Below are 23,236 nucleotides of genomic sequence, written 5' to 3' on the forward strand. Positions count from 1 at the left end.
TGCGGCGCGGCGTGTCGCGAGCCTCTGCGCGCGCTCGCGGCCGGCGAGAGCGACTTTTCGATCAAGGGGCCATCGCGGCACACCGTGGGCAATACTGTGCCGATGCTCAAAGGGCTTGCAGGCAGGGGCGTTCTGGTCACCGGCGCGGCGTCAGGCATCGGACTGGCCACGACGCGCAGACTTCTCGACGAAGGCGCTGCGGTCGTCGGTGTCGACCTGGCCGACGACGGCCCGGCCGGCCTCGGAGACGCCTTCCGGTACGTCACCGGCGATGTGCTCGACGCCGCCGCGATCGACCGGGCCATCGCCGCGGTGGTCGATCGTGTGGGCCGACTCGACGGCGTCGTCCACTCGGCCGGGGTGGGCGGTGGCGGCCCCATCCACCTGCTGCCCGACGACGAATGGGATCGCGTCGTCGACATCAACCTGAAGGGCACCTTCGTCGTGATGCGGGCGGCACTGTCGCAGATGACGACCCAGGATCGTGTCGACGGCGAACGCGGCGCGATCGTCACGCTGTCGAGCGTCGAGGGTATCGAGGGCACCGCGGGCGGCAGCGCCTACAACGCGTCCAAGGGCGGTGTGGTGTTACTGACCAAGAATGCGGCGATCGACTACGGCCCCAGCGGCATTCGCGCCAACGCTATCTGCCCGGGTTTCATCGAGACGCCGTTGTTCGACTCGGTGATGGGACTTGAGGGGATGGCGGGTCCCCGCGACGAACTCCGTCACGAACACAAGCTCCGGCGGTTCGGCCGCCCCGAGGAGGTGGCGGCCGTGGCGGCGTTCCTCGTGTCGGCGGACGCGAGCTTCGTCAGCGGGCAGGCGATCGCCGTGGACGGCGGCTACACCGCGGGGCGCGACCACCACGTCACCGAATTGATGGGCCTCGGAGAGCAATAGGGCCGGTCACCACACCACAGCGACGCCGGCGGCGCCGAACGCCAGCGCCCCGGCGGCGAAGAACATCGGACGCGGCACGGGCTCCCCCGTGCGGCGCTGGCGCGCGTTTCCCATTCCCAGAATTCCGCCGAGGATGACGAGGATCACGAGTTTGACGCCGATCTTCGGATAGTTCACCACTATTCCCGCAGGCCACGGCGCGGCGAGCGTGAGACCGGTGACCAGCGACAGCAACAGGCCGTAGTCCATCAGTCGTGTCGTCCGGAAGCGCCCGGCGACGGCTTCGGCCACCCACGCCCCGAAGGTGATCGCGAAACCGGTGATGTGCAGCAGAACAACTACTGAACGTAGTACATCCATGGCGTGAGGCTACAACAGCTCCACCTGACGGCACCCCGCCAAAATGGCCACATCCAGCTCGGATCCGGCCACCCGGCGTCCTCAGGGCAGACAGTCCGTGGAGGCCGACAGCTCCGCTTTCATGTTGCGCTCCATCATCTCCAACGCCGCCTTCCCGAGCCCAGCATCGATGTGCGCCACCGCATCCGGCGGAACCACGACCTCGTAGTGGCGGACGTAGCCGTCCAGGGCGGTGTAGAGGATGCACTGCTCGGTGACCTGGCCGGTCAGGACAATGCGCTTCGAGCCCAGGCGGGTGAGCAGGTAGTCCAGCGAGGTCGCATAGAACGCGCTGTGCCGCACCTTGGTGAGAAAGCGGGTGTCGGGCCCCGGCGCGACCGGCCGGACGAGTTCAGGACGGGCGCCGTCGAGCGCGGCCTGCACGATGTCCGAGGGTTGTGCGGCGAAGTCTCCGTAGTTGTCGTTGACGTAGATGACCGCGACGTCCTCGCGCTCGGCGCTGCGGGCGATCAGGTCCGCCACGGGATCGACGATGTCGACGACACTGTCGGCCAGCTTTTCTGCGTCGGGGTGGTCGTAGGTGTTGAACATGTCGACCACGAGCAAGGCGGTGTCACTCATGACCGCCTCAGTACCCCGTGGCGAACGGTCTAGTCATGGCGGTGTGAGTGCCGCGACGAGCATCCGGGCCGTCAGAGCGACCATCGCGTCGCGATCCGAGTCGGGCGGGCGCAGCAACGCGATGCGCAGGCAGGCACTGGACGTGACCCCCATGGTCACGAACACGAGATCGCGCAATTCCTCCGCGGAGAGGTCCGGCCGCGCCCTTCCGGGGATGGCGCTTCCCAGTGGGAGCAGGCTGCGCTCGATCTCGTCCATGGCGGTGTGGTTGAGGTACGGGGGCACGTCGAAAGATGAGGATGTCAACGCGGCCTGCAGGATCGCGGCATGTTTCTCGTAGGCGGCGGTGAGCGTCTCGACGACGATCAGAGCCGCCGTGGAGACGTCGAGATCCAGCGCCTCGCCGACTCCGCGGACCAGTTCGAACGAGATGTCCCGCGCGGCTTCGTCGACGAGTTCGGCAAGGAGTGCCGCCCGGTCCGGAAAGTACCGATACACAGTGCCGATACTGACGTGTGCGGTGTCGGCGACGGCCTGCGTCGTCACTGCTGCCGCTCCCTTGCGAGCAACGAGTCGCAGCGCGCTGTCGAGCAGCCGGCGTCTCATCTCCCGGGCGCGCTGCTGCTGCGGCCGGGTCCGCGCCCGTGACGACATCGGCATCCTCGCAAACGTGAATAGTAAGTGAGTCTTTCTCATGTTTGCATGGAGTCATGACCCATGCGAAGACTTCGGTCCCGAAGGCAGACGTGGCGGTCCGCCGGTACGGCGCGTTCGGGCGCGACTGGGTGGCGGGCGTCGACGTCGCCGACCCCCTCGCCGACGCGGTGGCCGCCGACTTCGGCGCCCTACCGCCGGGCGCCGGGATGGCCATGTTCCGCACCGCGATCGCCGACGGCATCGATGCCGTTCCCGACGCACCGGCCTCGCTGCGCGACTTCTTCGCCGAGGTCGACACCGAACCCGCATGGCTGGACCATGCCCGACTGGACCGCGCGGCCGGTCATCTCGTGCGGCACATGGCGTCCTACGGCATCGTGCTCGGGGCGGCGTCGTTGACGGCGGGGGCGATGAACTCCACGGCGGGCATGCCGCTGGTGATGACCGGGCGTTACACCAGTCAGGCAGCGGTGCGCTCGCTGGAGGTGGGCTCGTGGATGGAGACCATCCTCACCCCGGGCGGGTTGCGGCGCGGCGGTGCCGGCTTCGCCACGACGCTGCGGGTGCGCATGATCCACGCCTTCGTGCGCCGTCACCTCTGGGACAGCGGCGACTGGGACAGCGCGTTGTGGGGTGCGCCGATCCCGCAGAGTTTCATGGCATTCACGATTGCGGAGTTCGGGCACGTGGCGCTCGCAGCCATGCACAAACTCGGGGTGCGCTACACCACGGACGAACTCGCCGACATCTACCATTTCTGGCGCTACGTCGGCCTGCTCAACGGCGTCGGCCCCGCCCTCAACCCGGGCAGCGAAGCCGATCACATCCGCATCGAGGAGCTGTACGCGCTCACCGCGACCGACCCCGACGACGGCGACCGCGACTTCGTCCGCGCCCTCACCCACGATTACCTGGCCGTCGAGATCGCCGAGTTGCTCCCCGTCGGCGGTGCCCGCCGCCACGCGCTGGCCGTCACCCTGGTCAACGGTCTGACCAGGGCCTTCCTCGGTGACACCGCGGCGACCAAGCTGGGGGTGCCCGACACGGCGCTCAAGCATGTGCCGGCCGTGATGAGCCCCGTCGTCGGCACGGTCAACCGGCTCCTCGCAGCGGTCCCCGGCCTCACCGAACGCCGCACCCGGCGAGCACTGGCCGGCCATGCCATCGTGATGGCGCAGCAGCGGGCGCGGTACGGGATGTCGCACGACCTGGTGGACGCGGCACCGGACAACGCGCGGCATCCCGCCGGCTGAGGTACCCGCGGACCGATAGCTGGGTGAAATCTCGCGTTGTCGCCTGCCTGGCGATTGACTCCGGTGTACATTTGCTGGGTCGGATCGTCGAGCAGCGGCGGTCGGTGTCCCACGGAGGTCTGGATGAGCGCTCCCCCCGTGCCGTTGTCCCCTCCGGTTCCCGACACCGCCGATTCCGATTACGTGCGAGGGATGGCGCGCCTGCTCAGAGCCGTGCAGGAGCTCTCCCTGGCCCGCAGCCTTCCCGAGATCCAGCGCATCGTCCGCACGGCAGCGCGCGAGCTCACCGGTTGTGACGGCGCGACGTTCGTCCTGCGCGACAACGGGAAGTGCTACTACGCCGACGAGGACGCGATCGCACCGCTGTGGAAGGGCAGCCGGTTTCCGTTGGAGATCTGCATCAGTGGTTGGGCGATGCTGAACCGCACCGCGGCGGTTATCCCCGACATCTACGTCGACAACCGGATCCCGCACGAGGCCTACCGCCCCACCTTCGTCAAGAGTCTGGTGATGGTCCCGATCCGCACGCTCGACCCCGTCGGCGCGATCGGCAACTACTGGGCGCACGAACGCCAGCCGACCCCCCGGGAGATCTCGCTGCTGCAGGCGCTGGCCGATTCGACGTCGATCGCCATGGAGAACGTGCAGATCTACGGCGAGCTGGAGCAGCGCGTCAGCGACCGCACCGCCGCGCTCGAACAGGCCAACGAGGAGATCCGGCGGCTGTCGCTGACCGACGACCTGACCGGGCTCAACAACCGCCGCGGTTTTCATCTGCTCGCCAACGCCGCGCTGCTGGCTGCCCGCACGCACGGCCATCACTGCACCGTGCTGTTCCTCGACGTCGACGGGCTGAAGCGGGTCAACGACGAGGACGGCCATGACGTCGGCGACCGCCTGATCACCGATGTCGCCGAGGTCCTGCGCCGTTGCATGAGCGTGTCCGACATCGTCGGGCGCTGGGGCGGCGACGAATTCTGTGCGCTCGTCTCCGAATTCGACGATGGCGCGGCAGCCTTGGAACTCCGGTTGCGTGAAGCATTCCGGCGTTTCAACGACAGGGCCGCCCGGCCGTATCGGCTGGCCGCGAGCATCGGTGTGGTGCACGTGCCGCACACCGACACGAGCTCGCTCGACGAACTGCTGGCGCGCGCCGACGAGGCGATGTACGCCGAGAAGCGGGCCAAGCTGATCGCGGACAGCGCAGTCTGACTCTTCGCGGGCGGCGGGCGGTCGGGCCACAGGCTTCTTCGGTGGGCATGAAGCATTCGACGGCGAAGGGCATTGCGCTCCCGCCACCCTCAGCGATACGTTACGGCCGGTAGCGTATTTGACGAGAGGACATCCATGACGCGCACGTTCCATGCCGGGCAGCGCTTCTCGACCCCCACCTCCGAGATCGCCGCCGCGCTGGAGCAGGTGAGCGTGCCGACGCTGCTGCTGTCGATGGTCCACCTCACCGGCGATCCGTCGTACATCCGGGATTTCGCGCAGGCGGGGCTGTTCCTCAACGAGGTCCAGGGATTCATGAGCGAGGAGGACAAGGCCCGCGCCCGCGCCGCCGCCCTGCCCGCCATCGCCGATTACCGGGACCGCGGCTGCCCGCCGCTGGCGCCGTTGCCGCCGGAGCTGGTCAAGGAGATGCTCGACTGGGCCGCGGCCGAACCCGTCGACGACGACAACATGGCGCTGGTGCTGGAGGAACTCGACCTCGAGGGCATCGATCCACGGCGGCCCGCGCCGCTGGACCCGGCCCACGCTCAGTCGTTCCGGGTCGTCGTGATCGGCTGCGGCGAATCCGGCATCCTCGCCGGGATCCGCCTCAAGCAGGCCGGCGTCTCGTTCGAGATCATCGAGAAGAATGCAGGTCCGGGCGGAACGTGGTGGGAGAACACCTATCCCGGCGCACGCGTCGACGTCGCGAACCACCTGTACTGCTACAGCTTCGAGCCGAGCAATCACTGGGAGCACTTCTTCGCCGAGCAGCGGGAGCTCGCGCGCTATTTCGGTGACGTGATGGGCCGCCACGGTCTCGACGCCCACACCCGGTGGAATACCGAGGTGCTGTCCGCACACTGGGATGAAGCGACGGCGATGTGGACTGTCACCGTACGCACCGCCGAGGGGACCGAGACGTTGACCGCACACGCGGTCATCACCGCCGTCGGGCAGCTCAACCGGCCCAACCTTCCCGACATCCCGGGCCGAGAAACGTTCCGCGGTCCGTCTTTCCACTCCGCGGCCTGGGACCATTCGGTCGACATCGGCGGGAAACGCGTCGCGATGATCGGTGCCGGCGCCAGCGGTTTTCAGATCGCCCCCGCCATCGCCGACGAGGTCGCCCGGCTCGACGTCTTCCAGCGCACCGCGCAGTGGATGTTCCCCAACCCCATGTATCACGACGCCGTCCCCGACGGTGTGCGCTGGGCGATGGAGAACCTGCCGTATTACGCACGCTGGTACCGCTTCCTGCTGATGTGGCCCGGCGCCGACAAGGGCCTCGACGCCGCTCGGGTGGACCCGGCCTACGCCGATCAGGACAACGCGGTCAGCGAGATCAATGCGATGGCCCGGCTCATGTTCACGGACTGGATCAGCACGCAGGTCGGCGACAACGAGGAGCTGCTGGCCAAGGTACTTCCGGACTACCCGGCAACCGGTAAGCGGACGTTGCAGGACAACGGGAGCTGGCTGGCGACCCTCAAGCGGGAGAATGTGAACCTGATCCGTACCCCGGTGCGCGAGGTGACCCCGACCGGGCTCGTCACCGAGGACGGGTCGGCCCACGACTGCGACGTCATCGTCTACGCCACCGGGTTCCGGGCCACCGAGCTGCTCGTCCCCATGACGGTCACCGGCCGTGCGGGCGCCGACCTGCACACCGAATGGGGCAGAAAGCCTTTCGCCTATCTAGGCATCACCGTCCCCGGTTTTCCGAACTTCTTCATGATCTACGGGCCGGGAACGCACCTGGCGCACGGGGGCAGTTTGATCATGCACTCCGAATTGGAGATGCGGTACATCAACGCCTGCATCGAACGGCTGGTGTCCACACGGGCACGGTCGATGGAGCCACTGCCCGGCCCCACCGAGGCGTGGCACGCGCGCACCCAGGAGAAGATCACGCAGACCGTGTGGGCCCATCCGGCGGTGAAACACTCCTACTTCAAGAACCCCGACGGTGAGATACACACCGTGAGCCCCTGGCGTCTCTGCGAATACCGGGACGCTCTTGAGGATCCCGACTGGTCGCACTTCGTCCTCGACGAGGAGGGCTGACGTGCGCGCCGTGGTGATCGACTCCGAACGCGCCGTGCAGGTGGTCGATCGGCCCGACCCGGCCCTGCCGGGCCCGGACGGCGCTGTCGTGCAGGTGAGCTCGGCAGCGATCTGCGGTTCGGATCTGCACTTCCTCGAAGGCCACTACCCGATCGATCAGCCCGTCTCGGTCGGGCACGAGGCGGTCGGCACCGTGGTCGAAACAGGTTCGGAGGTCGGGCGATTCACCGTCGGCGACACGGTGCTCGTGTCCTCGGTGTCAGGGTGCGGACACTGCGCGGGGTGCCGGACGCAGGACCCGGTGCGATGCGTACGCGGTCCGCAGATCTTCGGTTCCGGGTTGCTCGGCGGGGCGCAGGCCGAATACCTCGCGGTGCCCGCCGCCGACTTCCAGCTCCTGGCGATTCCCGACGGTATCGACACGGAGCAGGCGCTGCTGCTGACGGACAACCTCGCGACGGGGTGGGCAGCAGCCCGTCGCGCCGACATCCCCCTCGGTGGCACGGTGGCCGTGATCGGAGGAGGCGCCGTCGGCCAGTGCGCGCTGCGCAGCGCACTGTGTCTGGGGGCGGCGCGCGTGTTCGTCGTCGACCCGGTTCCCGCGCGCCGCGGGCGTGCTGTCGACGCGGGAGCACACGCCCTCGACGCCCCGGGCGCACAGGCCGTTCTGGACGTGACGTCGGGACTGGGAGCCGATTCGGTCATCGACGCCGTCGGTTCGGACTCGTCGCTCGACGATGCGCTGGCCAGTGTCCGCACCGGTGGCACGGTGTCGGTCGTCGGCGTCCACGACCTGGCGCCCTACCCTCTCCCGGCGCTGGTGTGTCTGCTGCGCAGCCTGACCATCCGGTGGACGACGGCACCCGTCCAGCAGACGTGGCCGGAGCTCATCCCGCTGCTGCAGGCCGGCCGCCTCGACGTCGCCGGCATCTTCACCGGTGCGTTCACTCTCGACGATGCCGCTCAGGCGTATTCGGCGGCGTTCTCGCGGGATGCGAAGCACCTGAAGATACAACTCACCCCGTAGGGTCCGCGTACGCGAGCATCAGCGCCGCCGAGGCACCGACTTCGACGACGAGATAGAACCAGTTGGGGTAGAACGCCGTTCGCGCGTCGAGAAGAGACGCCACACGACCGAGCGCCATTCCGGCCAGTGCGGCGGCGACCGTGAGCAGCACCCCGGCGCGCAAGTCCGGTTCGGCGAGGGCCGTCACGAGGACTGCCGCCATCGCCAGACCGAAGCCGCCGTATACCGCGCGAACCTCCGAGCGCGCGGTGGCCGACCCCAGCGTGATGTCGAACGGTGCGAGCAGTCGGCCGGGCGCGGCGAGCGCGAAGAACCCCATCCCGGCGAAGAACACCGCGACGGCGGCGACGATGACGGCTCCGAGCACGCTAACCTCCTGGCTGTAGGAGGTCACGATGACACCCGCAGGACTCCCGGTGCTTCCACAAACCTGCTATCCCGCCGTGTGGCTGTGGCCGGGCCACGCCTTGTACGCCGGGCCGGGCCTGAACCTGACACCCCATTCCGGAACGGTCTGGTGTCTTGCGGTGGGTGCGGACTGCGAACTCACCGTCACTGCCGGCGACGCCCGCGTCGTCGCGCGCAGTGTGCTCATCCCGCCACGCCTCGTCCACCACCTCGACACGCACGGCGGCCGACTGGTGTCGGCGTACTTCGACGAGTCGTCGGGCCGGGTGGCCACGTGCCGAGCCCGATGCCGGCAGACCACAACGCATTTCGCCATCGACCACACCGAAACGCAGAGCCTGGTCATTCCACCGCGCGACGACGACGGTGCGCAACGGTGGCTGGAGGTGGCGGCTCCCGAAACAGCTCGGCGGCGGGACCCCCGGATCGCCGACGCGCTGACGTTCATCGCGGCGGACCCCACCGCTGCGGCACCCGCACGTCAGCTCGCGGCGCAGGCGGGACTGTCGGAATCGCGCTTCCTGCATCTGTTCCGTATCGAGGTGGGGACGAGCCTGCGGCGGTATCGGCTGTGGATGCGGCTCATCGCCGCCGGCGCCGGCCTGCGCGCCGGCAGGAGTCTGACCGAGGCAGCCGCCGATGCGGGGTTCGTTAGCCCCTCCCATCTGTCCGACCGATTCCGGTCGACCTTCGGCCTGACAGCCTCCGAGTTGCTGAGAACTGGTGCTGTCCTTCGTCTTCCGGGACTCACGCCGTCCCCGAACACCACGATGCCCCGGCCATGAGGCCGGGGCATCGGGTCAGCGGAGCCCGGGGAGGTTACTCCGAAGACTCTGAGGACGCAGAGGCGCCGTCGTTCGCCGCTCCTGCTGCGTCGGCGTCCGCACCGTCCTGATCGTCGCCGGTGGACTTCGCGTCCGAACCGCCGGCGCCGGCCGCATTGCTGTTGCTGTCGGCAGTCTTCGTGTCGGCGACCGCCGCGTCGGAGGCGGCCTCGTCCTCGCCGGCCGCAGTGTCGTCGGCCGGCTTGCTGTCAGGCTTGGTGGCCTCGACGGTCTTTGCAGGCTCCTCCGCCTTGGCGGTCTTGTCGGTCTCGTCGACCTTGGCGGCACGCAGCGATGCCGATGCCGAGCTCGGCACCTCCGCGGCTGCGGCGGCCACCGGTTGGGCGGAAGCGACCCGGGCGCTCACCGTGGCGGTCGGTGCGACCGGGGCCACGGGCTTCACGACCGTCGCCGTCACCGGCGCCGGTGCCGCCAGAGCGACCGGAACCGCGGAAACCAGTGACTTCGACGCGACCTTGGCGGTGACGACGTCGTTGCGGCTGTAACCCTTGTCGATCTTGGCCTTCAGCTCGGCTTCCCGCGACGCCAGCGACGGGAACATCCGGACCAGCGGGAGTTTCTCCGTGGGAACCAGGTAATGGGTGGTGGTGCCACCTTGCGAGTTCACGTCGACATCGATGTTTTTCGCCGGCACCTTCGACAGGTCGGCGTACATCACCGGCACGTGGACGAACAGCGACCCCGCGACGGCGTTCATGATGGCCAGCGTGTTCCACCAGCGGTCGGGGAAGTCGGCCATACCGTCGTACTCGCCGGTGACGACGATGACGTCGTACTTGGTTTCCGGGGCGGGTCGGTACGTGTAGTCGAACTTACTGTTGTAACGGGCGTCGTCGATCAGCTTCTGACGGCTCGAATCAGCCACCATGACGAAGGTGATCTGGTCCTTGCCGGGAGCATTGGAGCTGGCGGCAAGATCGCGCAGGACCTCGTCGACCACGAGAGAGCCGGCCGACAGTCCGACGACGGTCACCTTCTCGCCCGGCAGATAGTTGCCCTTGGCATCCTTGGCCAACCGGCCGAGCGCCGAGTTGATCTGGGTGTTCAGGTTGGTTTCACCCTGCGCGATCGACGCCCCCAGGGTCAGGTCACCCTTCCCCGTCATCGGTCCGGCCTGGGCAGGCCAGTTCACGCTGACGCGCTGCTGGTCCTTGAACGCCCCGCCCAACAGCGGCGCCATGATGACGTCGCTCATCGACGGCGTCGAGATGCCGCCGATGATGAGCGCCGAACTGGCCGCCCCACCCGTCGTGGCAGTTGTCAGAGCCAGAGCCGCTGTAGCAAAGGCTGTGCCGCACATTAGACCCGATTTGCGCAAGCTGATTCCCATGAGATCTCCCCGGTTTGTGATGCTGAATTGTGTCACCGGTTGACCGGCGCCAGTGAAGCATATGGGCCAGCTAAACCTTCGCACCAGCAAAAACTTTGGTTTTCTAATGTGTGCAACTACAGCGAACCAATTTGCTTTCGCTAAGGCGTCAATTCATCTGAGCGCTGTCGGCACTCACACCCTGTATCCGTGCGCACGGTGCGTCCCCAGCACATGCCCCGAATGCGCTTTCACCTGTGTTGATGGGAGTAGTTGCCATGACAAGCACCACATGCGCCTCATGCGCACCGGGGCGGCGCGTGAGCCTTACCGCGGTACTGGACATTGCCAGCCAGCGAATGGCTAAGAAAAGTTCAACGCCCGAACGACCTTCAACAGCACAGTTGATCGCCATACGATGGGTTCGATGGAGCAACCTCTTTCGACAGCCTTACCGATCGACTTGAGGACCCCTATCCGACCGTGAAACAGATGTCGAGGGCCAAAGGTCACTTGATTCTCCAGCAAACGGCCCTGGGGACGCGAGGAGCGCAACTGTGAAAGGAAGCAGCAAAGCGACGGCGTCAGGGCCGCTGCAGCGTGACGACGGTGACATCGTCGTCGGTGAAACCCGCCGCCATCGCCGCCCAGATCGAGTACGCCCCGTGGTCGCCGGCACGGCTCAGCTGCCCGGCCAGGCGGTCAAAGCCTTCGTCGATCACTTCGCCGCGGCGTTCGACGAGACCATCGGTGTACAGAACCAGCCCGTGGCCGTGGTCGATGGTGAACGTGCTCTGGCTGTAGGACACTCTGCTGAGTCCGATCGGCGGTGACAGCTGGATCGGCGCCGGTTCGGCCAGCGAACCGGCGTTGGTGAGATAGGGCATCAGGTGTCCGGCAGACGTGGCCTCGACGCGGCCGGAGTCCAGATCCACTCGAGCCACCAGCACCGTCGCGAAGGCTCCGGGCAGCATGTGCACCGAGAACTCGTTGAGTTGCCGTACCGCTTCGTTCGGCGCTGCGCCGGCGAACAGGTGCGCGCGTAACGCATTCCGCAACTGCGCCATGGTCCCCGCGACGGTGACGCCGTGTCCTGCGACGTCGCCCACCGCCACGATCACCCTGCCGTCCCGCAGCCGGAACGCGTCGTACCAGTCGCCGCCGACCCGGTCGCCGGACGCGGGCTCGTAGTGCGCGGCGAGCCGCCAGTCGCCCAGGTCGGGGATCGATGCCGGAATAAGGCTGCGCTGCACCAACTCTGCCACGCGCAGTGCGCCGCGGGTGCGGTGATACAGCGACTCCACGAGATGGCGTCGCAAGGCATCGGCCGACTCGATCTCCGTCGGTGTCCACGGCTGGGCGCGCTCGCGCACCGTTTCGCGCCACCGCTCGAACGACTTGCGGGGGCTGAGGCGGACTTCCTCGCCCTCACTGATCGCGATGGCCTTGTTGTGCGGGTCGCCACCCCAGTCGACAGACCTCAGTGCTTCGCGCCGGAACCACGCGGCATATTGCCCGTCGGGCAGATTCAGGACGAGCGCGCCGGCTGCGAGAGCCGGATCGAACTCGATGTCCGGCAGCGAGCGGGCGAGGCTGTCGGTCCGGGCGACGTCGTCCCCGGCGGTGCGCGCCCACTCCGCCACCGCGGAGACGACGGCGAAGTTCGGGACCACCCCGTGCATCCGGAGATGACCCTCGATGTTGACGACGACCCCGTCGGCGGCCACGAGGTCGAGGAGGTCGGGCGCGGCGAGCAACGCGGTGACGAGCGGCCTGCCGACATCCAAGGTCGCTGCGGTGAGCTTCGTGAGGACCGCCTGGGCGTCGAGTCGCTTGTGCAGCTGATCCTCGTCGAACTGGTCGACCAGGCGCAGCGACAGGGTGGAACCGAGAAACTCAGCCGCCGCGCGGTTCCCGAACGGCGGCAGATGAGGACCCGCGTAGTGGTGACACGCGATCAGTCCCCACAGCCGGCCATGCCTGAGCAGCGAGATGGACATCGACGCCCGCACACCCATGTTCTGCAGGTACTCGATGTGGATGGGTGAGACGCTGCGCAGCGTGGCGTGCGTGAGATCCAGCGGTGCGCCGGCGTCGGGGTCGATGGCCGGGATCAGCGGGGCGGGGGCGTATCCGACGTCGGAGATCAGCCGCAGCCAGTTCTTCTCGTAGAGGGCGCGCGCCTGCGCGGGGATGTCGGACGCCGGGTAGTGGAGGCCGAGGAAGGAGTTGAGATCGTCACGTTTGGCCTCGGCCACGACCTCGCCGTTGTACTCCTCGTCGTAGCGATAGACCATCACGCGGTCGAAGCCGGTCAGATCTTGCACAGCGTTGGCGGCGGTGTCGTAGAGCCCGCGCAGCGTGTCCGCCCGGTTCAGCTCCTCGACCCAGCTGCGAACCGCCTGATAGGTGTTGGGGAACGAATAGGGACGGGCGCCGTAGGCGACCTCGAGTTCGACGAGGAGGACGCCCCCGGGCTCGCGGTGCAGGATCGCGTCGAACTCACGAGGTTGTCCGCGGACGTCGATGCGGCATTCGATCGGGTTGCGCCGGTGCAGGTCGCCGACGATCGAGGCGGCCTTCTCGATTCGCGCGGCCTCCGCGGCACCCACGAGCGCCGACAGATGCCGGCCGAGAACGGAGTCGACCGTCAGGCCGAGAAGTTCAGGAACGTTCGCGCTGATCTGGCGGATGCGGAAGTCGGGTTCCCGCACCACGGCGAGTACCCCGCGGGGCTGGATACTGCCCGGGATGTGGATGGGCTCACGGGCGCAGTTGTCCAGATCGATCGGTGTGCCGACAGGCACCAGATTCGAGGCACTCCCCCACGTCGTGGGGGTGTCGTCGCTGGTCACGCGATCAGGTTCCTAGGGTCGGTCGTTGGTGACAGCCTGGCCTCCAGTCGCGTGTATGCGGCGTCGCTCCGGGAAATGCACTGTGCATACCCCATTCCGCGGCTTTCTTGCGTCCGAATGGACCTGGCCAACCCCACCGACACGTCCTCCGCTAGTTCGCTCGTCCTTTCATCCAACCAAAGACCTGCCCGACCGGAATCCATCACCGGGCTGCACGTGCCGCGCCCGCAGCGCAAGATCGGCCCCCGGCGCGAACGCCGAGGGCCAACCTCTCAAGACCGATCAGGTCAGTTCATGTTCCACGGGGCGCCGTAGGTGGTGACGCTGTCGCCGGTCGAGGAGATCAACCGGGCGAACGGGCGCAGCAGCACACCACCGGCAGCACCGGTCACCGTTCCGTGGGCGTTGGACACGGCCACCGAACCACCGGAACCCTTGACGTCCACCGAGAAGGTGGCCACTTCTTGAATACCCGGGCCGTTGCCCAGATCAGCGGTGATGGACGCACCCGGCAACAGCGGCGGCGTGACGATGGAATCGGCCAGGTTGCCGTCGAGGAAGTCCTGACCGTCGAACGCGATGTTCGGGGTGGTGTAGCTGAAATTGATGCCCACACCCAGCGACCACGGGAAGCCGACCTGATAACCCAGCTCCAGCGTGCCCTCGAAGTCGTCGGCGCCCTCGCCGGCCACGATGTAGGTCGCCTTGCCGGAGTGGAACCACTCACGGGTCAGGCGGTTACGGTCCAGCGGAAAGACACCGTTGAGGAACGTGTCCCACTGCTGAATCGTCAAAGTACGACCCTGGCCGTCGACCAGGCTCAGCTCGTTGTCCAAACCGGCGTGCGAGGTGCCAGTGCTCGCGAACAACGCCGCGATGGACGCGATCATCGCGATCAGCACCCGGCTAGTTGCCTTCATGATCTCCCCGTCGGGTGTGTGGTCCTGCCGCGTGACACCGTGTCAGCGGGATCAACGTAGGACAGAGAGCCCGCTCCCGATCCGGGCGCGCGACCCGGATACGGGGTCTGAGCGACGTCCGTCGCACCAACCGTCCAGGTGAAGTGGGTCAGCACATTCGCAGCACACTGGCAGTCGAGACCGGCACTACGGCGCGGCCACCCGGGGGATCAGGGCTCCCACGGGGCGTCGGCCGTCACCTGGAGCAGCCGAGAACGCTCTGTCGGCGTGCCGTTTCGTGCGTGTCCACCGCGCACCGGGCGAAGAGATTGACGTTGATCAGGCCGAAGAAGGCGTTGACCACCCGATCGAACGGTGATGAGGCAGTCGGCGGCACGGGCAGCACGTGACCGCGGGCGAGACCCTTCACGGTGGGGATGTCCACGACGACGGTGCCCGGCTCGCCCGGGTCGCCGTAGATGCCTGTGCGCGTGGCGGGGTTGTAGACCCGCCCCGCGTACATGTCGGTCAACCATCCGCGCGAGATCACCTGCACCGCTTCGACATTCTGCGGAGTCGACGCACCGAAGAAGAGCGTGACGATGAATTGGGGGATGCCCAGCAGCGTCGAGCTCCGGAACGCGTCCGAATGTGCGCCGCCGATCAATTGGATCCCGTTGAACTGCCCCGGCCGTTCCTCCTCGAAGACGACGTTTCCGCTGCCCTGGGAGTTCAGCATGTTGGGTTCGGCGGCGATGTGGAGCACCGGCACCGCGGCGGGCAACTTCCGAAGGGCGTTGGTGAGGGCGTTGCCCGTGCCGGCGCCCCCGATGGCCGAGACCTCGTACAGCAGAACGCCTGCCAGGTTGGAACGCTGGTCCGCAGGCGCGAGCTGGTAGTAGTAGCCCGCAGCGGCGACGGCCAGCGACGCTCCTGCCGACTGCCCGGTGATCACGAACTTCTCGGGCAGCACGCCGTCGAATCCGGCCGCCCTCGCGCTGGCCACCAGGGCCGCGCGGTCGCCCTCGAACAGCCGCGCGACGGCGGCCTGCATCGGTTCGCCGCTCATCGCGCACGCATCGCAGGCGAAGATGTTGCTCGTGATGGACGGTGCCACGACGATCGCGTTGTTGCGTTCCGCAAGCTCCTGCAACGTGACGTTGTAGAAGCCTGCGCGCGCCGGGAATCCGTGCTGGAAGTAGAGGAACTTCTCCGGTTCTCCGTCCGTCGGGAAGTACCAGTCCGCGTCCGCGGTGTATCCGTCACCGCAGTCGATCTCCACAGTGGACCGTCCCGCTGTCACCGTGCTGCCCGGCGGGATGGTCGGTGACAGGTCGACGAGTTTGGAGAACAGGTCGAACACGCCCCAGAAGAAGGACCCGACCACGTTGAGCAGCGATGGCCTCGCCGCGGCGACCTCCTGGACGGAGCTCATCGTCACGGCGGCCGAGTTCACCGACGGCACCGCATCCTCGGTCGCCGCCGCGCCGGTCGGCGCCTCCGGGTGACGGCCTCGGTTCGCGGTGACTCCCGGCGATCCGGACGGCACCTCGCCTGCCATCTCTTCGGACGCGACCTCGTCGCGGACGGGCGCATCGTGCGCAGCGTCGGCGACTGTGGGATCCACGCCCTCGGAGTCCGTGGACGGGCCGTCGGTGGGGTCACCGCGGTCGGTCGGGCCTGGGTCACCGCCGGCGGCGTCGGACCCGTGCGAAGAGGCCGTGCCGTCGGTGACTTCGGCGGTCTCGTCCTCGGTGTCACTGATGTCGCCGTCCTCAGCAGCGGCGTCCTCGACGACGGCCCGTTCCTCCGCCGGAGCATCCGCCTGCGCGTCGGTACCCTCCGGGTCCGTCGGGTCGTCGGGCACGCTCCCCGCGGTGGGGCCGGCGGGGGACTCCGCAGGGCTGTCGGCCGCCGCGTGCGACGACGTCTCCGAGGCGCCGGTGTCGTCATCCGCGCTCGCGTACCCGGCACCGGAAATCGCCGCCGCAGCCACCCCGGTGGCCAGTACACCGGCGCTCACCCACGCCATGAATCGATCGGCCACGTCGCTCCCCCGTCCCCGTCTGGCTGACGCTAACTCCGGCGACAACCGTTCGACGTCAGTTCGGCAAATTCACCGCAACGCTGACGTGGGCGTCTATTCCACCCGCTCAGATGAGGCCCGCTTCTTGGCCCGATACACCGCGGAGTCCGCGACCGGGACGAGTTCGTCGATCGCCGACGCGGCATCCGCCACCGCCACGTAGGGCGCCACCGCAGCACCGACGCTCGCCGTAATCGTGTGCGGCAGCGCCGAAATGGCCAACCCGATGCCTCCCTGCGCGTTGGTCCACCCTAACGCGTCCCGCGACGGCCGCGGGCACCAAATCGCTACCCCGCGGGGCTTTCTGGCAAAGTCGTGGACTGCCGGTTCCGAGGTGGCCGGCGCGCCGGGATTACCGCCCCCGCCGGCCGGGTAGTGCCCAGCCATGAGCCACAGCGCCCCCGGCCCCCGAACCACGTTCGACGTCCTCGTCGTCGGCGGCGGTAATGCCGGCATCAGCACCGCCGCTCGCTTGCTCCGCCAGGGTGTTTCGGACGTGGCGGTCCTCGAGCCGCAACTCGTACACACCTACCGACCCTTGCTGTCCTACGTCGGAGGCGGCCAGGCTTCGCTGCGGGCGGCCGAGCGCACGCAGCGGGCGGTCACCCCCGCGGGCTGCACGTGGCTGCAGGACAGCGCCGTTGCCGTCGACCCGCAGGACCGGGTCGTGACCTGCGCCTCGGGCGCGACGTACGGCTATCGGGACCTTGTGGTCGTGCCCGGCCTCGTCGTCGACGACGAGGCACTACCCGGGGTCTCGTCGGCCATCACCGCCGCGGGCGTCGCAAGCAACTACCTCGACCACGCGGAGAAGACGTGGCGACTCATCCGGGATCTGCCCCACCGCGGGCGCGCGGTCTTCACCGTGCCCCGCCCGCCCGTGAGTTGTTCCGGCACGACCATCAAGCCGCTGTTCTTCGCCGCCGCCCATTGGGCACGTACCGGACGCGAGACCAGGATGACGCTGCTGGTGGACCGCCCCGGCCTGCTCGGCGTGCCCGGTCTCGACGAACGACTGCGCGACCGCCTCGACGAACTCGGTGTCGAGACGGCGTTCGCGACGACAGTGACCGGACTGGATCCGGACGGACGTCAGATCACCGTCACCGACGGCAGCGGCGGCACCCGTCGGATCGACTACGACATGCTCCATCTCGTGCCCCCATTCCGGGCGCCGCGCTGGCTGGCCGAGTCGGGCCTGACGCGCGACACCCCCGGCGAAGTGGTGGACATCGACCCCGAGACGTTGCGCCACCGCGCGTTCGCCACGGTGTGGGCGGCCGGCGACGCCGCGGGCGTGGACACCGACCCCTCCGGGGGCGGGCTGCGACGGCAGGTGGCGGTGCTGGTCGACAACCTCCTCGCGGCACGCCGCGGCCAGACCGCCCTGTCCCGCTACGACGGCTACACCGTGGCGCCGATCCCCACGGACGCGCACCGGTTGATCGCCGCCGAATTCGACCGGACGGGACGACGGTCCTCGTCGCTGCCGTCGTTCCTCGACCCGTACAAGCCGCGGCGCAGCGCATGGGCGTTCGATCGCTACGGCCTTCCGCAGATGTACTGGAACCTCATCCTGAAGGGCAGGGTGTGACCGAGGGCCCGGGGATCTTCACAGAGCGGGATCCGGAAGGCTTGCCGCAGTGGCCATCTCCGCGTACTGACGCATGAGGCGCAGTGCGGTTTCGCGGCTCAAGTCGGGATCACGGGCGACGATGCGGTACCCGAAGTAGTCCTCCATCGACATCAGGGTCATCGCGATGTCACGTGGCGGGGACTGCAGGGTGAATGCTCCGGACTGCGCCCCGGCGGTCAGCAGGTCACTGTATAGACCGACCTGCCGGTGATAGATGCCCTGGACATCGCGCCGGCGGTCGAGTTCGAAACCCGCCGCCAGGACGGCACGCCAGATCGCCCGCCACTCCGCGTCCTCCGGTCCGGTCGGCAGCCCGGCCGCGATCGTCATGGCCAGCCGCGCCTGCGGCTCACCGGCGGCCGCGCCGAGCCGAAGCCGTTCGTCGTAGAAGCGGACATCGGACCGCAACGCCAGTTCGGACAGCAGCTGCGACATGTCCTTGTAGTAGTAGCGCACCGCGTTCGTCGTCAGCCCCAGCTCTGCGGCCACGTCGGCCAGCTTCAGGTCGGCCAGGTCGTGACGCTCGATCAGGGCGATCGCCGCGTCCATGATGTCGCCGCGCCGCTGCACCTGACGGCTGGGTCGCGCCACTGCCCTCACCTCCTTCGCCGGTCCGGACGGCACTTATTTTGCCCGTCCTCTTGCGGTCCGCATCACACGGGCGCATAGTTCTTTTCCAATCAGTAAAAAAACTATGCGGAAACGAGCGGGAACAGTGCGTGCCAGAGACCTCGGCGTCGTGATCGGCGAACACCCCACCGGCCCGTCCAATGCCATCACCGACGTCGCCGGCGTCCGCGTGGGCCACACCACCCTGCACGCCGACGGTCCCGCCACCGTGCGGACCGGGGTCACGGTCGTGATCCCCCACGACGACATCTGGGCCGAGCCGGTGTTCGCCGGTTCCCACCGGCTCAACGGCAGCGGCGAGCTGACGGGGCTGGAATGGATCCGCGAATCCGGCGAGCTCACCACGGCGATCGGTCTGACGAACACGCACAGCGTGGGCGTCGTCCGCGACGAGCTCGTCGCCGCGCAGGTGCGGGCCCGCGGGGACGGCGTCTACTGGTCGCTTCCCGTGGTCGGAGAGACCTACGACGGCCTGCTCAACGACATCAACGGTTTTCACGTACGGCCCGAGCATGTCCGCTCGGCCCTGGAGAACGCCTCGACGGAACGCCCGGCCGAGGGGAACGTCGGTGGCGGCACAGGAATGATCTGCCACGGCTTCAAGGGCGGTATCGGGACTTCCTCACGCGTCACCGAGACAGCCGTCGGGCAGTACACCGTCGGGGTGCTCGTGCAGGCCAATCACGGTCGGCGAGAGCGTCTCCGCGTCAACGGTGTCCCCGTCGGCGAATTGATCGGGCCCGACGAGGTGCCGCTACCCGACCTGCCGGACCGGTATGAACCCGGTTCGGGGTCGATCATCGTCATCGTCGCCACCGACGCGCCGCTGCTGCCCCACCAGTGCACGCGGGTCGCGCAGCGCGCCGCGCTCGCGGTGGCCCGGATCGGTGGGTCCGGAGAGCAGTACAGCGGAGACCTGATGCTGGCCTTCTCCACCGGCAATCGCGGAATCCCGCCCTATGCCTGGGACGAGGACCCCGCCGCGTCACAACCCGAGGTGCCCCTACGCATGGTCGCCCCGCAGCTGATGAGTCGCCTCTTCGATCTGACGATCGAGGCCACCGAGGAGGCCATCGTCAACGCGATGGTCGCCGCCACCACGATGACGGGCCGCAACGGCTTCACCGTCCACGCGCTCGATCACGCCCTCCTGGGCCGCGCGCTGAATACCAAACCCGTTCCCACAGAGGAGTTCTCGTGACCGCTGCACCCAGCCGCACCGAAGGTCGGCGACTCACCGGGCACCTCGGCCCCGTCGGCATCGTCTTCATGGTCGTCGCGGCGGCCGCGCCGTTGACCGTGATCGGTGGCAACATGCCGCTGGCGATGGGGCTGGGCAACGGCGCGGGTGCGCCGATGGGCTTCGTGATCGCAGCACTGGTGCTGCTGGTCTTCAGCGTCGGCTTCGTGACCATGACGCCCCACGTGCCCGAGGCCGGCGCGTTCTTCTCCTACGTCACCGTCGGTCTGGGCGAGCGCATGGGCAAGGGCATCGCAGTCGTCGCGTTGATCGCCTACACCGCCATCCAGATCGGCATCTACGGCTACATCGGCTGGGCCATCAACGACACGGTGACCCACTACGGCGGGCCCGTGATCCCCTGGCCTGTCTACTCGTTCGCAATCCTGGCGATCGTCGCCGTACTCGGCTACCGGCACATCGAACTCAGCGCGAAGGTGCTCGGGGTGGCGCTGGCCCTCGAGATCGGCATCGTGGTGGTACTCGATGTCGTGATGGTCGCCAAGCCCGGACCGGCGGGCGTCACCGTGGCGTCCTTCGATCCGGCCGTGTTCACCGACGGCACCATCGGTATCGCGATCCTGTTCGCGCTCACCGGCTTCATCGGTTTCGAGGCGACCGCGGTGTTCCGCGACGAGGCCCGCGACCCCGAACGCACCATTCCGCGCGCGACGTATGCCGCGGTGATCCTCATCGGCGCCTTCTACGCCGTCACGGTGTGGGCGTTCGTCGTTGCCATCGGCCCCGATCAGGTGACCGCGGTGGCGCAGCAGACGCTCGACGGCGAGGGCAACATGCTGCTGGACACCACGGGTGAGAAGCTGGGCGGTATCGGCCGCGACATCGTCAACGTCCTTCTGCTGACCAGCCTGTTCGCCTGCGTGCTGTCGTTCCACAATGTGATCGCCCGCTACCAGTTCGTGCTCGCAGGCAAGGGATTACTGCCCGCCCGACTGGCCCGGGTGCACGGCGCCCATCACTCGCCGTGGTTCTCGTCGGTGGTTCAGACGGTCACCGCCGCAGTCATCGTCGCAGTGCTGGCGGTGTTCGGGATCGATCCGTTGGTCGGCGTGTTCGGCTCGATGGCCGGTGTCGCCACGGTCGGCATGGTCACCTTGATGCTGACGACATCCATTGCCGTGCTGGCGTTCTTCGTCCGCCACCGGGACCGCGCCTCGGGTCGACTCTGGACCACGCGGATCGCCCCCGCGCTCGCGGTGGCGGGCCTGCTGGTCAGTCTGTGGCTGGTGCTGTCGAACTTCACGCTGGTCACCGGCGGCAGCGCGACGTTGAGCACGATCCTGGCCGCGATTCCGTTCGTGGGGCTCGTTGTCGGGTTCCTGGCCTGGCGCCCGTCCACGTCATTGGTCTCGCGGACCCAAGAGAGGTGAGACGGGTTGCCGGTCAGGCGTTCTCGCCGAGACCGGGTGACGCGATCCGCTGCCGTGCATCGAGCACCATCAGCGCCACGGACAGGGACGTCATGGATTCGGCGTCGTCGAGGTCGACCCCGAGCGTTCGGCCGAGGGCAGCGAGCCGCTTGTAGAGGGCGGGTCTGCTGATGTGCAGCCGGTGTGCCAGCGCCGCCTTGTTGCCGGCGAGGTCGAGGTACGCGCGCAACAGGTCGACGTCGGCGGTCACCCCGCGCTCGAGCAGGGGCCGCAGCTCGGTTTCGGCGAAGCGCAGTACACGTGGGTCGTCACGCAGCAGCGCCATCAGACCGCGCAGCCGGACGTCGGACGCCTGGAAGTAGGCCCGGGACCGGTCCGGCATGGCCAGGGCCACCTCGGCGACGTGGCCAGCCTCCCCCAGCCCGCGGATCGCGTCGACGATGGCGGCATCGGGTGCGCCCACCGCGCACACCTCCCGTGTGACGCCGTCGATGCGGTGCAGCGCGTGGCGGAGGCGCTCACCCAGGTCGGTGAGCGCCCTGTCCGGCCCACCGCGCGCCGCACTGAGTGCGATCAGTGCCGCGACCTCGCCTTCCCGGCGGGTGGAGAACAACCCGGTGTGCCCTGCCGCGTTCACCGTGTGGCTCACCGCATCGAGTAGTGACACGTTGCGTCGTTGTGCGTCAAGCGGATCCACGGCCGGCCGGGCGTGGTCGACACGGACGACGACAGGAAAGTAGCGGCTCGCCGTGCGCAGACCCAACGCATGGGCGCGGGCGGCGGCCTCGCGTTCGTCGGCGAGGCGGCCCTGCAGGACGTCGTCGAACAATCCGCTCTGGGCCTGCTGATGGAGCCCGGTCGTGTTCCGCTCGATCATGCGGTTGAGCGCGAGAGCCGCGGACGCGCGTTCCAGCACCATCGTCACCCGGCCGCGTTCGCCGGCGGGGGTCGGCACGATCAGGCGGCCCCACTCCTCTCCGCGGGGGCCGACGGTGGTGATCGTCCATTGCTCGGGGCCGCCGTCCGCAGTGGGGCTGCGGCGGGACCTGTTCTCCCAATCTGCGAGCAGCTCAGCGGTTCTCGCTCCCTGGGCCGCTACCGCGACGGCTTGATGCGCGAGATCTTCGAGTACGACCGGCCGCCCCAGGATGCCCGCGGCGGCGTCGACGATGCCCGTGACCGAGGCGCGCCTCATACTCAGCTCGGTGAACGCCTCGTGCACCCGACGGTCGAAGGCGACTTCGTCGTACTGCTCGGCGACGATCCGCCGGTGCACCACCTCGGTGACGTCGACGAACTTGATCTGCCGGTGCAGCGCAACCAACGCGAGGTCCAGAGCTTCGGCGCGTGCGGTCAAGGATTCCGGAAGCGACGCCGACGACGCTCCGACCTCGACGACCACCCCGAGAGCGCCGGCGTTCGCGAGACCCTCCAGATAGCGTTGCGGATCGCGGCCGAGCCCGGCGCCCGTGGTGAGGACCAGCTCTCCACCCTGCAGGAGCGACGACAGGTCCGCGACGCCGCCGACATGCAACCATCGGATGGGTTCCGACCATCGACGCCCGCTCAGGATCTGCGGCGAACCCTGCTGCACCACGGGCAGCGCCACGACTTCGCCGACGGTGACCGCCATTGACACAGTGTAAAGGCGACGTCGATATTCGATACATTGTGCACACCGATACCGGTCGTGTTCCGTCCGACACTGGAGCGGTGACGAACACGATCTCCCATTGGGTCGGTAATGCTGTTTTTGCGGGTAGTTCGGCGGTGACGGCGCCGGTGACGAATCCGGCGACGGGTCAGACGACCGGTCAGGTCGCGTTGGCCAGTGTCG

At 68.1% G+C, this 23,236-nt stretch carries 20 protein-coding genes; 9 read left to right on the forward strand and 11 right to left on the reverse strand.

What is annotated here, in order from left to right; translation table 11 throughout:
- Positions 1 to 102 precede the first annotated feature (102 nt).
- Entirely contained in the window at positions 103 to 903 is an 801-nt protein-coding gene (locus tag FHR72_RS25140; protein WP_183473915.1) for an SDR family NAD(P)-dependent oxidoreductase, read from the forward strand.
- Positions 904 to 909: 6 nt separating this feature from the next.
- Here FHR72_RS25140 and FHR72_RS25145 read toward each other — a convergent pair whose 3' ends face one another.
- The 3 genes from FHR72_RS25145 to FHR72_RS25155 all read right to left on the reverse strand — a co-directional run bounded on the left by FHR72_RS25145 (position 910) and on the right by FHR72_RS25155 (position 2,538).
- A complete protein-coding gene (locus tag FHR72_RS25145; protein ID WP_183473917.1) occupies positions 910 to 1,263 on the reverse strand; it encodes a Fe-S protein in 354 nt (117 codons plus the stop codon).
- A gap of 81 nt (positions 1,264 to 1,344) precedes the next feature.
- Positions 1,345 to 1,884, reverse strand: a complete 540-nt coding sequence (locus tag FHR72_RS25150) for a cysteine hydrolase family protein (protein ID WP_183473920.1) — start codon at positions 1,882 to 1,884, stop codon at positions 1,345 to 1,347.
- A 33-nt stretch (positions 1,885 to 1,917) separates the two neighbouring features.
- Positions 1,918 to 2,538, reverse strand: a complete 621-nt coding sequence (locus tag FHR72_RS25155; protein ID WP_260156239.1) for a TetR/AcrR family transcriptional regulator — start codon at positions 2,536 to 2,538, stop codon at positions 1,918 to 1,920.
- A gap of 56 nt (positions 2,539 to 2,594) precedes the next feature.
- On the opposite strand from FHR72_RS25155, the gene FHR72_RS25160 reads away from it, so the two are divergent.
- The 4 genes from FHR72_RS25160 to FHR72_RS25175 all read left to right on the forward strand — a co-directional run bounded on the left by FHR72_RS25160 (position 2,595) and on the right by FHR72_RS25175 (position 8,100).
- Positions 2,595 to 3,794: an oxygenase MpaB family protein gene (locus FHR72_RS25160; protein WP_183473922.1), complete on the forward strand. Its 1,200-nt coding sequence runs from the start codon at positions 2,595 to 2,597 to the stop codon at positions 3,792 to 3,794.
- Positions 3,795 to 3,917: 123 nt separating this feature from the next.
- Positions 3,918 to 5,006: a sensor domain-containing diguanylate cyclase gene (locus tag FHR72_RS25165; protein WP_183473923.1), complete on the forward strand. Its 1,089-nt coding sequence runs from the start codon at positions 3,918 to 3,920 to the stop codon at positions 5,004 to 5,006.
- A gap of 135 nt (positions 5,007 to 5,141) precedes the next feature.
- Entirely contained in the window at positions 5,142 to 7,073 is a 1,932-nt protein-coding gene (locus tag FHR72_RS25170; RefSeq protein WP_183473925.1) for a flavin-containing monooxygenase, read from the forward strand.
- 1 nt (position 7,074) lies between these two features.
- Entirely contained in the window at positions 7,075 to 8,100 is a 1,026-nt protein-coding gene (locus FHR72_RS25175; protein ID WP_183473928.1) for an alcohol dehydrogenase catalytic domain-containing protein, read from the forward strand.
- Here the strand turns inward: FHR72_RS25175 and FHR72_RS25180 are convergent.
- The gene (locus FHR72_RS25180) at positions 8,090 to 8,494 is read right to left on the reverse strand and encodes a DUF4345 domain-containing protein (protein WP_311736252.1); all 405 of its coding nucleotides are present in this window, start codon (positions 8,492 to 8,494) and stop codon (positions 8,090 to 8,092) included. The two genes, FHR72_RS25175 and FHR72_RS25180, sit on opposite strands and share 11 nt — an antisense overlap.
- 1 nt (position 8,495) lies before the next feature.
- Here FHR72_RS25180 and FHR72_RS25185 point away from each other — a divergent pair, with 1 nt between their 5' ends.
- The gene (locus tag FHR72_RS25185) at positions 8,496 to 9,293 is read left to right on the forward strand and encodes a helix-turn-helix domain-containing protein (RefSeq protein ID WP_183473931.1); all 798 of its coding nucleotides are present in this window, start codon (positions 8,496 to 8,498) and stop codon (positions 9,291 to 9,293) included.
- Positions 9,294 to 9,327: 34 nt separating this feature from the next.
- Here the strand turns inward: FHR72_RS25185 and FHR72_RS25190 are convergent, their stop codons facing one another.
- The 5 genes from FHR72_RS25190 to FHR72_RS25210 form a co-directional block, all read right to left on the reverse strand.
- Positions 9,328 to 10,683: a PE-PPE domain-containing protein gene (locus tag FHR72_RS25190; protein ID WP_183473933.1), complete on the reverse strand. Its 1,356-nt coding sequence runs from the start codon at positions 10,681 to 10,683 to the stop codon at positions 9,328 to 9,330.
- A gap of 563 nt (positions 10,684 to 11,246) precedes the next feature.
- Entirely contained in the window at positions 11,247 to 13,517 is a 2,271-nt protein-coding gene (locus tag FHR72_RS25195) for a SpoIIE family protein phosphatase (RefSeq protein WP_183473936.1), read from the reverse strand.
- Positions 13,518 to 13,804: 287 nt separating this feature from the next.
- Positions 13,805 to 14,437, reverse strand: a complete 633-nt coding sequence (locus FHR72_RS25200; protein WP_183473939.1) for a porin MspA — start codon at positions 14,435 to 14,437, stop codon at positions 13,805 to 13,807.
- A 235-nt stretch (positions 14,438 to 14,672) separates the two neighbouring features.
- Positions 14,673 to 16,463, reverse strand: coding sequence for an ICP22 family protein (locus FHR72_RS25205; protein WP_183473941.1), 1,791 nt, complete (start codon positions 16,461 to 16,463; stop codon positions 14,673 to 14,675).
- 93 nt (positions 16,464 to 16,556) lie between these two features.
- A complete protein-coding gene (locus tag FHR72_RS25210; RefSeq protein WP_183473944.1) occupies positions 16,557 to 16,724 on the reverse strand; it encodes a hypothetical protein in 168 nt (55 codons plus the stop codon).
- Between the two features lie 163 nt (positions 16,725 to 16,887).
- Between FHR72_RS25210 and FHR72_RS25215 the strand changes: the two genes are divergently transcribed.
- A complete protein-coding gene (locus FHR72_RS25215) occupies positions 16,888 to 18,096 on the forward strand; it encodes an NAD(P)/FAD-dependent oxidoreductase (RefSeq protein WP_183473947.1) in 1,209 nt (402 codons plus the stop codon).
- Between the two features lie 18 nt (positions 18,097 to 18,114).
- Here FHR72_RS25215 and FHR72_RS25220 read toward each other — a convergent pair whose 3' ends face one another.
- The gene (locus tag FHR72_RS25220; protein WP_183473950.1) at positions 18,115 to 18,729 is read right to left on the reverse strand and encodes a TetR family transcriptional regulator; all 615 of its coding nucleotides are present in this window, start codon (positions 18,727 to 18,729) and stop codon (positions 18,115 to 18,117) included.
- 124 nt (positions 18,730 to 18,853) lie between these two features.
- Between FHR72_RS25220 and FHR72_RS25225 the strand changes: the two genes are divergently transcribed.
- Both FHR72_RS25225 and FHR72_RS25230 read left to right on the forward strand, forming a co-directional pair.
- Positions 18,854 to 19,969, forward strand: coding sequence for a DmpA family aminopeptidase (locus FHR72_RS25225; RefSeq protein ID WP_311736253.1), 1,116 nt, complete (start codon positions 18,854 to 18,856; stop codon positions 19,967 to 19,969).
- A 68-nt stretch (positions 19,970 to 20,037) separates the two neighbouring features.
- Complete coding sequence (locus FHR72_RS25230; protein WP_260156245.1) at positions 20,038 to 21,399, forward strand: APC family permease; 1,362 nt, start codon at positions 20,038 to 20,040, stop codon at positions 21,397 to 21,399.
- Between the two features lie 13 nt (positions 21,400 to 21,412).
- Here FHR72_RS25230 and FHR72_RS25235 read toward each other — a convergent pair whose 3' ends face one another.
- On the reverse strand, positions 21,413 to 23,032 hold the full coding sequence (locus FHR72_RS25235; protein WP_183473959.1) for a PucR family transcriptional regulator: 1,620 nt from the start codon (positions 23,030 to 23,032) through the stop codon (positions 21,413 to 21,415).
- Positions 23,033 to 23,236: the final 204 nt, after the last annotated feature.

The sequence above is a fragment of the Mycolicibacterium iranicum genome (genome assembly GCF_014190915.1).
In the GTDB taxonomy this organism is placed as follows: Bacteria; Actinomycetota; Actinomycetes; order Mycobacteriales; family Mycobacteriaceae; genus Mycobacterium; species Mycobacterium iranicum_B.